Annotated in this window: 12 protein-coding genes; 8 read left to right on the top strand and 4 right to left on the bottom strand. The window is 65.3% G+C overall.

Annotation, left to right across the window (positions count from 1 at the left end; all coding sequences use genetic code 11):
• Positions 1 to 79 precede the first annotated feature (79 nt).
• A complete protein-coding gene (gene aceE, locus NCCP691_RS10375) occupies positions 80 to 2,776 on the bottom strand; it encodes a pyruvate dehydrogenase (acetyl-transferring), homodimeric type (RefSeq protein WP_220808200.1) in 2,697 nt (898 codons plus the stop codon).
• 254 nt (positions 2,777 to 3,030) lie between these two features.
• Here aceE and folD point away from each other — a divergent pair, with 254 nt between their 5' ends.
• From folD to NCCP691_RS10345, 6 genes are all read left to right on the top strand, one after another.
• Positions 3,031 to 3,876, top strand: coding sequence for a bifunctional methylenetetrahydrofolate dehydrogenase/methenyltetrahydrofolate cyclohydrolase FolD (folD, locus tag NCCP691_RS10370; protein ID WP_220808199.1), 846 nt, complete (start codon positions 3,031 to 3,033; stop codon positions 3,874 to 3,876).
• Between the two features lie 4 nt (positions 3,877 to 3,880).
• Positions 3,881 to 5,947 carry a M3 family metallopeptidase gene (locus tag NCCP691_RS10365; protein WP_220808198.1) on the top strand — a complete coding sequence of 689 codons (2,067 nt, stop codon included), beginning with the start codon at positions 3,881 to 3,883 and terminating at the stop codon, positions 5,945 to 5,947.
• A 25-nt stretch (positions 5,948 to 5,972) separates the two neighbouring features.
• Positions 5,973 to 6,584, top strand: a complete 612-nt coding sequence (locus tag NCCP691_RS10360) for a glutaredoxin family protein (RefSeq protein WP_220808197.1) — start codon at positions 5,973 to 5,975, stop codon at positions 6,582 to 6,584.
• A gap of 15 nt (positions 6,585 to 6,599) precedes the next feature.
• On the top strand, positions 6,600 to 7,025 hold the full coding sequence (locus NCCP691_RS10355; RefSeq protein WP_220808196.1) for a DNA polymerase III subunit chi: 426 nt from the start codon (positions 6,600 to 6,602) through the stop codon (positions 7,023 to 7,025).
• Positions 7,022 to 7,438, top strand: a complete 417-nt coding sequence (locus NCCP691_RS10350; RefSeq protein WP_220808195.1) for a DUF2486 family protein — start codon at positions 7,022 to 7,024, stop codon at positions 7,436 to 7,438. Before NCCP691_RS10355 ends, NCCP691_RS10350 begins: the two co-directional genes overlap by 4 nt.
• A gap of 140 nt (positions 7,439 to 7,578) precedes the next feature.
• Entirely contained in the window at positions 7,579 to 8,895 is a 1,317-nt protein-coding gene (locus NCCP691_RS10345) for a D-amino acid dehydrogenase (RefSeq protein ID WP_220808194.1), read from the top strand.
• A 6-nt stretch (positions 8,896 to 8,901) separates the two neighbouring features.
• On the opposite strand, the gene NCCP691_RS10340 is transcribed toward NCCP691_RS10345, so the two are convergent.
• Entirely contained in the window at positions 8,902 to 9,816 is a 915-nt protein-coding gene (locus NCCP691_RS10340) for a hypothetical protein (protein ID WP_220808193.1), read from the bottom strand.
• A gap of 142 nt (positions 9,817 to 9,958) precedes the next feature.
• Positions 9,959 to 10,468, bottom strand: coding sequence for an Lrp/AsnC family transcriptional regulator (locus NCCP691_RS10335; protein ID WP_220808192.1), 510 nt, complete (start codon positions 10,466 to 10,468; stop codon positions 9,959 to 9,961).
• A gap of 152 nt (positions 10,469 to 10,620) precedes the next feature.
• Here NCCP691_RS10335 and NCCP691_RS10330 point away from each other — a divergent pair, with 152 nt between their 5' ends.
• Positions 10,621 to 11,766, top strand: a complete 1,146-nt coding sequence (locus tag NCCP691_RS10330; RefSeq protein ID WP_220808191.1) for a branched-chain amino acid ABC transporter substrate-binding protein — start codon at positions 10,621 to 10,623, stop codon at positions 11,764 to 11,766.
• Between the two features lie 131 nt (positions 11,767 to 11,897).
• Complete coding sequence (locus tag NCCP691_RS10325; protein ID WP_220808190.1) at positions 11,898 to 12,815, top strand: delta(1)-pyrroline-2-carboxylate reductase family protein; 918 nt, start codon at positions 11,898 to 11,900, stop codon at positions 12,813 to 12,815.
• A gap of 63 nt (positions 12,816 to 12,878) precedes the next feature.
• Here NCCP691_RS10325 and NCCP691_RS10320 read toward each other — a convergent pair whose 3' ends face one another.
• Positions 12,879 to 13,187, bottom strand: coding sequence for a c-type cytochrome (locus NCCP691_RS10320; protein ID WP_220808189.1), 309 nt, complete (start codon positions 13,185 to 13,187; stop codon positions 12,879 to 12,881).
• Positions 13,188 to 13,261 lie beyond the last annotated feature (74 nt).

Raw genomic sequence — 13,261 nt, 5'->3', positions numbered from 1 at the left:
GTTCTTTTTCGTCCGCGCAGCAAAGGGCGGCGCCGTTGCGCCATGCCCTTTCCGCGCCGGGCTACATGTTGTTGATGCGTTACAGCGCCACCGGATTCGGCTTGTTCGGATCGATGCCGTACTTCCTGATCGCATCGGCCACGACACTCGCCTCGATCGCGCCGTCTTCCGCCAGCGCCTTGAGCGCCGCCACCGTCACGTAATAGCGGTTGACCTCGAAGAACTCGCGCAGCTTGGCCCGGGTATCCGAGCGGCCGAAGCCGTCGGTGCCGAGCACCTTGTAGCTGCGGCCCTTTGGAATGAAGGCGCGCACCTGCTCGGCGAACGCGCGCATGTAGTCGGTGGAAGCGACCACCGGACCGCTGCGCTCCTGCAGCAGCTTCGTCACATGCGCGACGCGCGGCGTCTCGGTCGGATGCAGCAGGTTCCAGCGCTCCACGTCCTGGCCGTCGCGCGCCAGCAGGGTGAAGGACGGCGCGGACCAGATGTCGGCGGCGATGCCCCAGTCGTTCTGCAGCAGCGAGGCGGCTTCGATCACTTCGCGCAGGATGGTGCCGGAGCCCATCAGCTGCACGCGCTGCCTGGCCTTGTCGTCGCCTTCCTGCAGCAGGTACATGCCCTTGAGGATGTCGGCCTCGGTGCCGGGCCTGAGGCCAGGGTGGCTGTAGTTCTCGTTCATCAGGGTGATGTAATAGAACACATCCTCCTGCTTTTCCACCATGCGCTTGAGGCCGTCATGGATGATGACCGCGACTTCGTGCGCGAAGGTCGGATCGTAGGGCAGGCAGTTGGGGATGGTCGACGCCAGGATGTGGCTGTGACCGTCCTCGTGCTGCAGGCCTTCGCCGTTGAGCGTGGTGCGGCCGGCGGTGCCGCCGAGCAGGAAGCCGCGCGCCCGCATGTCGCCCGCCGCCCAGGCGAGGTCGCCAACGCGCTGCAGGCCGAACATCGAGTAGAAGATGTAGAACGGGATCATCACCCGGTTGTTGGTCGAGTACGAGGTCGCGGCGGCGATCCAGGAACTCATCGCGCCCGCCTCGTTGATGCCCTCCTGCAGGATCTGGCCGGCCTTGTCCTCGCGGTAGTACATCACCTGGTCCTTGTCGACCGGCTCGTACAGCTGACCCATCTGGTTGAAGATGCCGATCTGGCGGAACAGGCCTTCCATGCCGAAGGTGCGCGCCTCGTCGACGAGGATGGGCACCACCCGCTTGCCGAGATTCTGGTCGCGCAGCAGCGCGGTGATGATCCGCACATAAGCCTGCGTGGTCGAGATCTCGCGTCCCTCGGCGGTCGGCTCGAGCACCGCCTGGAAGGCGGACAGTTCAGGCACCTGCAGGGTCTCGTCGGCCTTGACGCGGCGCTGGGGCAGATAGCCGCCGAGCGCCTTGCGGCGTTCATGCAGGTACTTGATCTCGGGCGCGTCGTCGGACGGCTTGAAGAACGGCACCTCGGCCAGCTTGTCGTCGGGGATGGGGATGTTGAAGCGGTCGCGCATCTCGCGCACCGCCGCGTCGTCGAGCTTCTTGGTCTGGTGCGCGGTGTTGCGCGCCTCGCCCGACTTGCCCATGCCGAAGCCCTTGATGGTCTTCACCAGCAGTACGGTCGGCTGCCCCTTGTGTTCCTGCGCCTGCTTGAAGGCGGCATAGATCTTGTGCGGATCGTGGCCGCCGCGGTTGAGGCGCCAGATGTCGTCGTCGGACATCTTCGACACCAGCTCCAGCAGCTTGGGATGCTTGCCGAAGAAATGCTTGCGCACGTAGGCGCCGTCCTTGGCCTTGTAGTTCTGGTACTCGCCGTCGACGGTTTCCATCATCACGCGCTGCAGGATGCCTTCCTTGTCGCGCGCGAGCAGTTCGTCCCAGTAGCTGCCCCAGATGACTTTGATCACGTTCCAGCCGGCGCCGCGGAAGTCGGCTTCCAGCTCCTGGATGATCTTGCCGTTGCCGCGCACCGGGCCGTCGAGGCGCTGCAGGTTGCAGTTGACGACGAACACCAGGTTGTCGAGCTTTTCGCGGCCGGCCATGCCGATGGCGCCCATCGATTCCGGCTCGTCCATCTCGCCGTCTCCGCAGAAGGTCCAGACCTTGCGCCTGGCGGTGTCGGCGATTTCACGCGCATGCAGGTACTTCAGGAAGCGCGCCTGGTAGATCGCCATCAGCGGGCCGAGGCCCATGGAGACGGTGGGGAATTGCCAGAAGTCCGGCATCAGCTTCGGATGCGGATAGGAGGACAGGCCCTTGCCGTCCACTTCGCGGCGGAAGTTGAGCATCTGCTCTTCCGACAGCCGCCCTTCGAGGAAGGCGCGGGCATAGATGCCAGGAGAGGAATGGCCCTGGATGTACAGCAGGTCGCCGCCGTGGTCTTCGGTCGGGGCGTGCCAGAAATGGTTGAAGCCGGTGCCCAGCATGTTGGCCAGCGAGGCGAAGCTGGAGATGTGGCCGCCGAGGTCGCCGTCGGCGCGGTTGGTCTTGACCACCATCGCCATCGCGTTCCAGCGCATCCAGGAGCGCAGCCGCTCCTCGTATTCGAGATTGCCGGGCGAGTGTTCGCCGAGATGCGCGGGGATGGTGTTGACGTAGGCGGTATTGCTGGAGAACGGAATGTGGGCGCCGCGTCGGCGGGCCAGGTCCACCATGCGCTCCATCAGGTAGTGCGCGCGCTCGGGGCCTTCGGTTTCGATGACGGCTTCGAGCGCGTCGAGCCACTCCTGGGTTTCCATTACGTCGGGGTCGTTGGCGGCTTGCGCCAACACTTGGTCGAGCTGGGCGGACATGATGTCTCCTGGTTGAAGGCAGGCCCCGGAATGCATGTCGTCCGGGACTTTTTGGACAAGAATTTGCCGGGATGGTGCGCGGTGAAAAGATTCTAACAGTAGATTTGCGCGTTTTCAAATTACGATATCACTTTCCATAATGCGGAATTTCATGCGGCGGCGCAGCATTTCCCGGCGCCCCGGTCCGCCGGCGCATCCGCGCGCGCGGGCGGACCTTATAATCTCGTTTTTGAAACGACCACTCCTTCTCTTCCATGCCCGCACAACTCATCAACGGAACCCAGCTCTCCCAGCAACTGCGTGCCGACGTCGCCGCGCGCGCCGCCGCCCTGACCGCGAAAGGCAGGCAGCCCGGCCTCGCGGTGGTGCTGGTCGGCGACAATCCCGCGTCCCAGGTCTATGTCCGCAACAAGGTGAAGGCATGCGAAGACAACGGCATTCATTCTGTGCTGGAGAAATACGATGCCGACCTGAGCGAGGAGGCGCTGCTGGCGCGCATCGATGCGCTCAACACGGACCCGAAAATTCACGGCATCCTGGTGCAACTTCCCTTGCCCGCTCACATCAATGCGCATAAGGTGATCGAGGCGATCGCGCCGGAGAAGGACGTGGACGGCTTCCACGTCAGCAATGCGGGCCTGCTGATGACGGGCCAGCCGCTGTTCCGCCCCTGCACCCCCTACGGCGTGATGAAGATGCTGGAGTCCATCGACTTTCCGGTGCGCGGCGCGCACGCGGTCGTGGTCGGCGCGTCCAACATCGTGGGCAAGCCGCAGGCCATGCTGCTCTTGCAAGCGGGCGCCACGGTCACCATCTGCAATTCCAAGACCCGGGATCTCGGCCATCACACCCGTCAGGCCGACATCCTCGTGGTCGCCACCGGCAAGCGTAATATCGTCACCGCCGACATGATCAAGCCCGGCGCGGCAGTCATCGACGTCGGCATGAACCGCGACGACGAGGGCAAGCTGTGCGGCGACGTCGACTTCGCCAACGCGAAGGAAGTCGCCGGCTGGATCACCCCTGTCCCGGGCGGCGTTGGCCCGATGACGATTACGATGCTGCTTGTAAACACGATTGAAGCCGCCGAAAGAACCTGACCCGATGACCCACGCACAAAACCCCCTGCTCGATTTTTCCGACCTTCCCCGTTTCGACGCCGTCCGGCCCGAGCACGTCACGCCCGCCGTCACCGCCCTGCTCGACGAATGCCGCGCCGTGGTGGCACGGCTGGAGCAGCCGATGCAGGAGGTGCGCTGGGAAAATTTCGTGCAGCCGCTGGAGGATGCGACCGAGCGGCTCGGCCGCGCCTGGGGTATCGTGCGCCATCTCAATTCGGTCGCGGACACGCCGGAGCTGCGCGCCGTCTACAACGACAACCTGCCGAAAGTGACCGAGTTCTGGACGCAGCTCGGCCAGAACCTGGCGCTGTTCGACAAGTACAAGACGCTGCGCGAGCGGCCGGACTTCGAAGCGCTCACGCCGGCGCGCAAGAAGATCGTCGAGAACGCGCTGCGCGATTTCCGTCTCGGAGGCGCCGAGCTGCCTGCCGAGAGCAAGGCGCGCTTCGCGCAGATCCAGGAAAGGCTGGCGGCGCTGTCGACGAAGTTTTCGGAAAACGTGCTGGACGCGACCAACGACTATGCGCTGTTCGTCGATGACGAGGCCGAACTCTCCGGCCTGCCCGAGGATGTGAAGATGGCCGCACGCGGCGCCGCCGAAAAGGACGGCAGGAGCGGCTACAAGTTCACGCTGCACTTCCCCTCGTATTTCCCGCTGCTGCAGTACGCCGACAAGCGCGAGCTGCGCGAACAGATCTACCGCGCCAACGCGACCAAGGCTTCCGAACTCGGCGCGCGGCCCGAATGGGACAACACCGCAAACATCGCGGAAATCCTGAAACTGCGGGCGGAAGAATCGAAGCTGCTCGGCTTCGAGAACTTCGCCGAGGTCTCGCTGGTGGCGAAGATGGCCGAGACGCCGAAACAGGTGATCGACTTCCTGGAAGACCTGGCGCAGCGCGCCCGCCCCTTCGCCGAAAAGGACCTGGCCGAGCTGCGCGAATTCGCGCGCGCCGAACTCGGGCTGGAGACGCTGGAAGCCTGGGACGTCACCTATGCGTCGGAAAAGCTGCGCCAGAAGCGCTATGCGTTCTCTGAACAGGAGGTCAAGCAGTACTTCCCCGAACCGCGGGTGATCGAAGGACTGTTCCGCGTGGTGCAGACCCTGTTCTCGGTACAGGTCAGGCCGGACAGCGCGCCGGGATGGCACAAGGATGTGAAGTTCTACCGGATCGAGCGCGACGGCAAGCTGATCGGCCAGTTTTACCTCGACCTGTATGCGCGCCAGGGCAAGCGCGGCGGCGCCTGGATGGACGACGCGCGCGGCAGGCGGCTGATGGCCAGTGCGCTGCAGACGCCGGTCGCCTACCTGACCTGCAATTTCAGTGAGCCGGTCGTGGTGGACGGCAAGTCCCGGCCTGCGCTGTTCACCCATGACGAAGTGATCACGCTGTTCCATGAATTCGGCCATGGGCTGCATCACATGCTGACCCAGGTCGACGAACTCTCCGTGTCGGGCATCTCCGGCGTGGAATGGGACGCGGTGGAGCTGCCCTCGCAGTTCATGGAAAACTTCTGCTGGGAGTGGGATGTGCTGCAGCACATGACGGCCCACGTGGACACCGGGGAGCCGCTGCCGCGCGCGCTGTACGACAAGATGACCGCGGCCAAGAACTTCCAGTCCGGCCTGCAGACCCTGCGCCAGGTCGAGTTCGCGCTGTTCGACATGCACCTGCACTACGACCACGACGCCAACGGCGCCAGGACCGCGCAGGACGTGCTCAACGATGTCCGCCAGCGCGTGGCTGTTGTGATTCCGCCCGCATTCAACCGTTTCCAGAATTCCTTCGGGCATATCTTTGCCGGCGGGTATGCGGCAGGCTACTATAGCTACAAATGGGCGGAAGTCCTGTCTGCCGATGCCTACGGCGCGTTCGAAGAAGTCGGCGCCGAAGGCGGCGACATCCTGTCGCCGGAAATCGGCCGCCGCTTCCTCGATGAGATCCTGGCCATGGGCGGCTCGCGCCCGGCGCTGGAATCGTTCAAGGCCTTCCGCGGCCGCGAACCCAGCATCGACGCCCTGTTGAGACACAATGGCATGACCGCGTGAATGCGTGAATAAGGCGGGGAGGAACATGAAGAAATCGCTAGGTCTGGCAGCCATGCTGCTGCTGACGGCCGGCGCGCAGGCGCAGCTGTACAAATCGGTGGGGCCGGACGGCAAGGTGACTTACAGCGACACGCCGCCGGCGACGAAGTCGGCGCGCGTGGAAACCAAGACCCTGGGCGGCGGCGGCGCGCCGAGCACCGCCGGCCTGCCCTACGAACTGGCCGAGGCGGTGCGCGCCCATCCGGTCGTGCTGTACAGCGCGGCGGAATGCCTCCCCTGCGACGAAGGCCGCCGCCTGCTCAACCAGCGCGGCGTGCCGTTCAGCGAAAAAACCGTCAGCAGCGCCGATGACCATGCCGCCTACAAGCAGATCGCGGGCGACAGCCGGCTGCCCCTGCTGACCGTCGGACGAACCCGCGAGCGCGGCTTCGAATCCGCCGCATGGAACGCGGCGCTCACTGCGGCGGGCTATCCGGAAACCAGCAGGCTGCCGCGCAACTACCGCCAGCCGGAGGCGCAGGCGCTGGCCCAGAAAAAGCCGGAGCCGAAACCCGCGGCCCAGGCGCGCAGCGAGCCGGCGCCGGCGACCGACCTGCCGCCCGCCACCGGCAACGCGCCGCCCGGCTTCCGTTTCTGAGCCCCGGGCAAGACCATGACCCGTATCGATTTTCACAGCAATGTGCCGGACAAGCTCGCGTACGCATGCCGGCTGGTGCGCAAGGCCCGTGCGGCGGACGTCCGCGTCGTGGTGCTGACCGCGGACCGGCAGGCGATGGATGCGCTGGACGAAGCGCTCTGGTCGTTCTCAGGCCTGGACTTCCTGCCGCATGTGGCGGCCGGCGATCCGCTTGCGGCGAGCACGCCCATCATCCTCACCGACAGCGACCAGGCCGAGCTTCCGCATCACCAGGTCCTCATCAATCTCTCGTCCGCCACGCCGGCCCACTTCGCGCGCTTCGAGCGTATGTTCGAAATCGTCGCCGCCGACGAGGCCGACCGGCTGGCCGGGCGCGACCGCTATCGCTACTACCAGCAGCGCGGCTATCCATTGACCCATTTCGTCGCGGACAAGGCATGAGCACCGATTCCCTCGACGCCGGCATCCCGGTACTGACTGAAATCATTCCGGCAGGCGTACCTGCGGCAGGCGTTCCTGAAGCAATTCCCGCCCCCGAAATCCCTGTACTGCGCGCCGCCATCCCTGCCATCGCTCCCGCCGCCGCGGTGCTGCCGCCGCTGAAGCCGGCGCTGCCCGCCGTGGATGTCGAGCAACTCGCCGCCCAGGTCCAGGAGCGGGTGATGACGCAGATGATGATGCGCATCGACCAGATGCTGGAACTCCGCGTGCGCGACTGTCTCGCCGACGTGATGCAGGCCTCGGTCGACAGGCTGGCGCGGGAGCTGCGCGAGGGCTTGCAGCAATCGATACGCGAGGGCGTCGGCCGCGCGCTGGCGCAGGAAATCGCCGAGCTGAAACAACCGAAAATCTAAATTTCCCGCGGTTTTCTTTTGCCCGCGCTCACGCCGCGCCGTGCCGTGTGCAATCGGCAAAATCCCCGGACCGAGTTTGATTACCCGCGCAATCCTGTCGTCTTTACAATCACACCTCATCCAACGAGGAGTTTTCACGCATGAAAGTGATCGTACTGGGCGCGGGCGTCATCGGCACCGCGTCAGCCTGGTTCCTGAACAAGGCCGGCCATGAGGTGACGGTGATCGAGCGCCAGCCGGGCGCGGCGCAGGAAACCAGCTTCGCCAACGGCTGCCAGATCTCCGTCTCGCACGCCGAGCCCTGGGCCAATCCCTCGGCCCCGATGAAAATCCTCAAGTGGCTGGGCAAGGAAGACGCGCCGCTGCTCTACCGCTTCCGCCCCGAACTGCAGCAATGGCTGTGGGGCCTGAGCTTCCTGCGCGAGTGCACGCCGGCGCGCACCGCGCACAACATCCGCCAGATCGTCGCCATCTCCGAATACAGCCGCCAGACGCTGCAGGCGGTGCGGACCGAGACCGGCATCGATTACGACCACCTGACGCGGGGCATCCTGCATTTCTATACCGACCCGAAGGAGTTCGAGCAGTCGCTGCCGGCCGCCCGGTTGATGCGGGACCTGGGCTGCGCGCGCGATTCGATCTCCGCCGACGAGGTGGTGCGCATGGAGCCGGCCCTGGCGACGATCCGCGACAAGATCGCCGGCGGCGACTTCACGGCGAGCGACGAGTCGGGCGACGTGTACAAGTTCACCACCGGGCTGGCGCAGCGGGCGGCGGCGGCGGGCGTCGACTTCCGCTACAACACCGGCATCACCCGGCTGCTGCGCGAAGGCAGCGGCGCGGCGGCCCGCATCGCCGGCGTGGAAGTCATCGATCCGCAGGGCCGCCACCAGATTCTCCAGGCCGACGCCTACGTGATGGCGGCCGGCAGCTTCTCGGCACCGCTGCTGCAGCCGCTCGGCATCCGGCTGATGATCTATCCCGGCAAGGGTTACTCGGCCACCTACCGCGTCATCAATCCGGACGCGGCGCCCACCGTTTCGCTCACCGACGACGGCTACAAGCTGGTGCTGTCGCGGCTCGGCGACCGCCTGCGCGTGGCCGGCACCTGCGAGCTCAACGGCTACACCCGCGAGCTCAACGACGTGCGCTGCGCGGCGATCACCCGCCGCACCCGCGAGCTATTCCCGGACGCCTGCGACTACGACAACCCGGTGTACTGGACCGGCCTGCGTCCGCTGACGCCATCCAACATCCCGTACATCGGCAAGAGCCCGATATCCAACCTCTATCTCAATACCGGCCATGGCACGCTGGGCTGGACCATGGGATGCGGATCGGGACGCGCGATCGCGGAGATCGTGTCGGGGCGGGTGCCGGAGGTGGATTTCGCATTCACCGGCGTGAAGGGAAGCGCCAGGGGCAGCCGCGACTTGTCGCAGGCACTGCGGGCCTGACCGCACTCAGCGCGCAGGGGGCACCGGCACCGGCGGGGGCGCGCCGCCCTCTCCTGCCCCTTCCCGAGAAAGGCTGCGACGATACCTCTCCAGCGCGTCCCGCAACTCGCGTGCCGCGTCGAGCCCCTCGTCAACCGCAGCCATGGTGTCGTGCAAAACGACCCATTTCTCATTGAGGGAGACGAGTTCTCGCAAGTCTTCCAACGAGCGCGACGATGGCTTCATGCCTCCTGCTTGCGCATGCCGGTGCTGCGTTTTCCTTTCCTCCAGGCGCTTTTTGTAGTGGGCATGGAGCGATACGGCTGGGTTGAAACGGGGATCGTAGGAGTTGGGGAGCGCCGGGGCATCCCCTGCAGCCGGTCCCCGGGCGACCGCCAGCGCTTCCCGAAACGCCTCTGATTGCATCACTTCCGGCGCCACCTCCGCCATCTTGAGGACTGCCTTCGGTGCAAGCGGAAAATGCCTGAGCCTGCCCTCGTACAACAGCTTGTTGATGGCCCCCATGTCATCGCCCACGAGCGCCTGCTCAAGCTGGCGCTTCTCCGTACCCCAGTCCTTCTCCAGGATAAGCTTGAGACTCACGAATGCGTTATCCAGCAGTTTCTTCGTCGGTGCCGGCGGAGCCTCCGCCGGGAGCACGGCGGGCTCGCCGGAGAGGCTCGCTTGCGGAGCCGATGCGCGGCGCGCCGTGGCAGGGGGCGCCGCATGTGCCGTCATGGCCGGGCGCCTGCCGAAGAGCCAGAATCGCCGCCGCCTGCTTTCGACTTTCAGAGCTCCGGTGCTGCGGGCGGTGCTTGCGGGCGGCGGCTCTCCTGCGGTGCCGGCCGGCGGCCCACCGCTCGGCGCTGCCGGCTGCCCGGCGCGCCCCCCCGGCGCCAGGGCATGGCCGAGCCGTGACATGAATCGTGCGATGCGAGACATCGAAGCCTTCCTGGACGAGGCAGATGAGCGCGTTCCTGCCGGCCGCAACGGCGCCGTCCCGACACCGCCCAAATGGGTGTCGGCGAAATGTCGAAAAATCCAGGCAAGCGAAAAATTGAAGTTTGGCGGTAACCGCTCAGGGCTACCTCCCCACCTTGACCTGCACCTCGGCCTGCTTCTCGTCGAATGCGATGCGGGTCGCGAACTTCGCCCGCTTCATCGGAAACCGCGACTGGAAGTGCCGCACATTGCCGGATCCGGAAATCACCCGCCGCACGAACTGGTAGTAGGCATCCATGTCGAGCACATGCACCACCAGGAAGTAGTCGTAGTCGCCCGACACGAAATAGCACTGCATGACCTCCGGCTCCTTGGCCATGCGCGCCTCGAAATCCTGCATGTGCTCGTCCGACTGATTGTTCAGCGAAACCTCGAGAAAAGCCAGCATGCCGTAGCCGAGGGCGAAGGGATCGACCAGCGCGACGTCGGCGCTGATGATGCCCGCCTCGCGCAGGTCGCGCATGCGGCGCAGGCAGGTCGGCTGGGAGATGTGCACCTTTTCGGCCAGCACCCGGGTCGGCATCTGATTGTCCTTTTGCAGAAGATTGAGGAGCTTGCGGTCGACCTTGTCGAGTGCGTGGAATTTGGGCATACAAAAATCGAGGGTTTTCACTAAAAACCGCAGAAAAACTCTTTGCGAACGATTTTTTCTGCTGTAACTTCTGTTTGTTCAGATTTCTGAATGGTAACAGAGCCGGATCCCTGCTCGTCACCCGGACTATTAATCCTCTGGAGGCTTATTTTATGCAGTTCAAGACAAAAATGATTCCGCTGGCCGGCGCGATTGCTTTCGCTTTTGCAGGCGCTGCATCCGCGCAGGAACTGGTGGTCAAGATCGGCCACGTCGGCCCGATCTCGGGCGCCATCGCCCACCTCGGCAAGGACAATGAAAACGGCGCCCGCATGGCGATCGACGAGCTCAACGCCAAGGGCGTGACCATCGGCGGCAAGAAGGCCAAGTTCGAACTGCTGGCCGAAGACGACGGCGCCGATCCGAAGCAGGGCACCTCGGCCGCCCAGAAGCTGGTCGATGCCAAGGTCAACGGCGTGATCGGCCACCTGAACTCCGGCACCACCATCCCGGCTTCCAAGATCTACCACGATGCCGGCATCCCGCAGATCTCCCCGTCCGCGACCAATCCGAAGTACACCCAGCAGGGCTTCAAGAGCGCCTTCCGCGTGGTGGCCAACGATGGCCAGCTCGGCGGCACCCTCGGCCGCTACGCAGCCGACCAGCTCAAGGCGAAGAAGGTCGCCGTCATCGACGACCGCACCGCTTACGGCCAGGGCGTGGCTGAAGAGTTCGTCAAGGGCGCCAAGGCCAAGGGCGTGCAGGTGGTGGCTCAGCAGTACACCAACGACAAGGCGACCGACTTCAACGCCATCCTGACCGCGATCAAGGCCAAGCAGCCTGAAGTCGTGTTCTTCGGCGGCATGGATGCGGTGGCAGGCCCGATGCTGCGCCAGATGAAGGCGCTGGGCATCAACGCCAAGTTCATGGGCGGCGACGGCATCTGCACCGAGGCGCTGGCCAAGCTGGCGGGCGACGCGCTGGGCGACAACCAGGTCGTCTGCGCCGAAGCGGGCGGCGTCGAGGAAGCCCAGAAGAAGGGCATGGAAGACTTCCGCGCGGCGTTCAAGAAGAAGTTCAATGCCGACGTCCAGATCTACGCACCCTACGTCTATGACGCGGTGATGGTCATGGCTGCCGCAATGCAGAAGGCGGGCTCCGCCGAGCCGGCGAAGTATCTGCCCGAACTGGCCAAGATCAACCACCAGGGCGTGACCGGCAAGATCGCCTTCGACAACAAGGGCGACATCAAGGAAGGCACGCTGACCCTGTACACCTACAAGGGCGGCAAGCGCGAACAGCTGGCAGTCGTGAAGTAATCGCACTGCACACGCAGTCCAGGAGCGCCGATGGCAACATCGGCGCTTTTTTTTGCGCCGCGCGCAAGCCTGTGCGCCGGTGCCGCGCCTGTAGGATACTGCTGCCTCCGCACAACGCAGAGCGCAATACGATGAAGATACTCGATCAGGCCAGCACGGCCGCCGCCCTCCCCTACGACCGCCTCGTGCCCGCGCTGGCACGCGCCTGCCGCGAACTCGTCGACGGCACGATACGCGCGCCGGAACGCCAGGTGGTGCCGATCGATGCGGCCAGCGTCCTCCTGAGCATGCCCGCCATCGGCGCCGACATCAGCGCGACCAAGCTCATCACCGTGCACGGGGAGAATGCCCGGCACGGCCTGCCCGCGATCCAGGGCGAGGTGATCGTCTTCGACACCGCGACCGGACGCAGGCTGGCCCTGCTCGACGGACCGACCGTGACCGCCCGCCGCACCGCCGCCATGACCCTGCTCGGCATCGATACCCTGGCAGCGCGCAAACCTGCCTCCGCGCTGCTGATCGGCACCGGGACGCAGTCGCGCGCCCATGTCGAGGCGCTCGCCGGATTCTTCGGCATCGAGGATTTCCGTATCGCCGGACGCAGCATGGAATCGGCGGCACGCTTCTGCCAGGCGCTGCGGGTGTCGCATCCCGGGGCGCGATTCTCGCCGCTGTCGGTCGAGGACATCGGCGAGGCGCCGGACGTGGATCTCGTGATCGCGCTGACCACCGCGCGCAGTCCCGTCGTGCCGGCGGTGCTGGCGGCGCACACGCTGGCGGTCGGCGTCGGCGCGTTCAAGCGGGAGATGGCAGAACTGCCGCCGCAGCTGCTCAGGTCGCGCGCCATCGTCGTCGACGACGCGCCCGGCGCAAGGCATGAGGCGGGCGACCTGATACAGGCCGGGGTGGACTGGTCCGCGGTGGCACCGATAGGCGCCATCCTGTCGGGCAAGGCGCCCCGCCCCGCCGGGCCGGCCGTCTTCAAGACCGTTGGACAGGCGGCCTGGGACCTGGCGGCGGCGCGCGTCGCGCTCGGCTCGGCCGGCTGAAAAGCGCACGCCCAAGAAAAAAGCGCTCCGAAGAGCGCTTTGATCAGATCCTGCCTGGCGCGATTACTTCTGCGCCATGATCCACTTCACCAGGGTGCGGGCTTCGGCCTCGCTGACCTGCGCGTTGGCGGGCATCGGCACCTGGCCCCAGACACCCACGCCGCCCTTGAGGACCTTCTGCGTCAGCTTGTCTTCCGCATCCTTCTGACCCGCGTACTTGGCGGCGACGTCCTTGAACGACGGACCAACCACCTTGTTCGCGACTGCATGGCAAGCCATGCAATTCTTCGACTTGGCCAGATCCGCATTGGCCATCGCCGCATTGGAGACGAGGACGCCAGCGGCCAGACAAACCAGCAAAGAAGCTTTCATTACTTTCTCCATTAGAAAAATGCGCACCATTCTAACGCCAGTGCTGCAGGGATGAAACGCCGTCAGACAATTGC

This window comes from Noviherbaspirillum aridicola (assembly GCF_019656455.1).
Taxonomy (GTDB): Bacteria; Pseudomonadota; Gammaproteobacteria; order Burkholderiales; family Burkholderiaceae_D; genus Noviherbaspirillum; species Noviherbaspirillum aridicola.
The sequence above is the reverse complement of the archived record's forward strand: the minus strand, read 5'-3'. Positions and strand labels throughout refer to the sequence as shown.

What these genes read in the sequence shown, in the direction of transcription:
- NCCP691_RS10355 (WP_220808196.1), top strand. Translation starts at nt 6,600, where the DNA reads ATGACCCGTATCGATTTTCACAGCAATGTGCCGGACAAGCTCGCGTAC.
- NCCP691_RS10345 (WP_220808194.1), top strand. Translation starts at nt 7,579, where the DNA reads ATGAAAGTGATCGTACTGGGCGCGGGCGTCATCGGCACCGCGTCAGCC.
- NCCP691_RS10350 (WP_220808195.1), top strand. Translation starts at nt 7,022, where the DNA reads ATGAGCACCGATTCCCTCGACGCCGGCATCCCGGTACTGACTGAAATC.
- NCCP691_RS10340 (WP_220808193.1), bottom strand. Translation starts at nt 9,816, where the DNA reads ATGTCTCGCATCGCACGATTCATGTCACGGCTCGGCCATGCCCTGGCG.
- NCCP691_RS10365 (WP_220808198.1), top strand. Translation starts at nt 3,881, where the DNA reads ATGACCCACGCACAAAACCCCCTGCTCGATTTTTCCGACCTTCCCCGT.
- NCCP691_RS10335 (WP_220808192.1), bottom strand. Translation starts at nt 10,468, where the DNA reads ATGCCCAAATTCCACGCACTCGACAAGGTCGACCGCAAGCTCCTCAAT.
- NCCP691_RS10325 (WP_220808190.1), top strand. Translation starts at nt 11,898, where the DNA reads ATGAAGATACTCGATCAGGCCAGCACGGCCGCCGCCCTCCCCTACGAC.
- folD (WP_220808199.1), top strand. Translation starts at nt 3,031, where the DNA reads ATGCCCGCACAACTCATCAACGGAACCCAGCTCTCCCAGCAACTGCGT.
- NCCP691_RS10320 (WP_220808189.1), bottom strand. Translation starts at nt 13,187, where the DNA reads ATGAAAGCTTCTTTGCTGGTTTGTCTGGCCGCTGGCGTCCTCGTCTCC.
- NCCP691_RS10330 (WP_220808191.1), top strand. Translation starts at nt 10,621, where the DNA reads ATGCAGTTCAAGACAAAAATGATTCCGCTGGCCGGCGCGATTGCTTTC.
- NCCP691_RS10360 (WP_220808197.1), top strand. Translation starts at nt 5,973, where the DNA reads ATGAAGAAATCGCTAGGTCTGGCAGCCATGCTGCTGCTGACGGCCGGC.
- aceE (WP_220808200.1), bottom strand. Translation starts at nt 2,776, where the DNA reads ATGTCCGCCCAGCTCGACCAAGTGTTGGCGCAAGCCGCCAACGACCCC.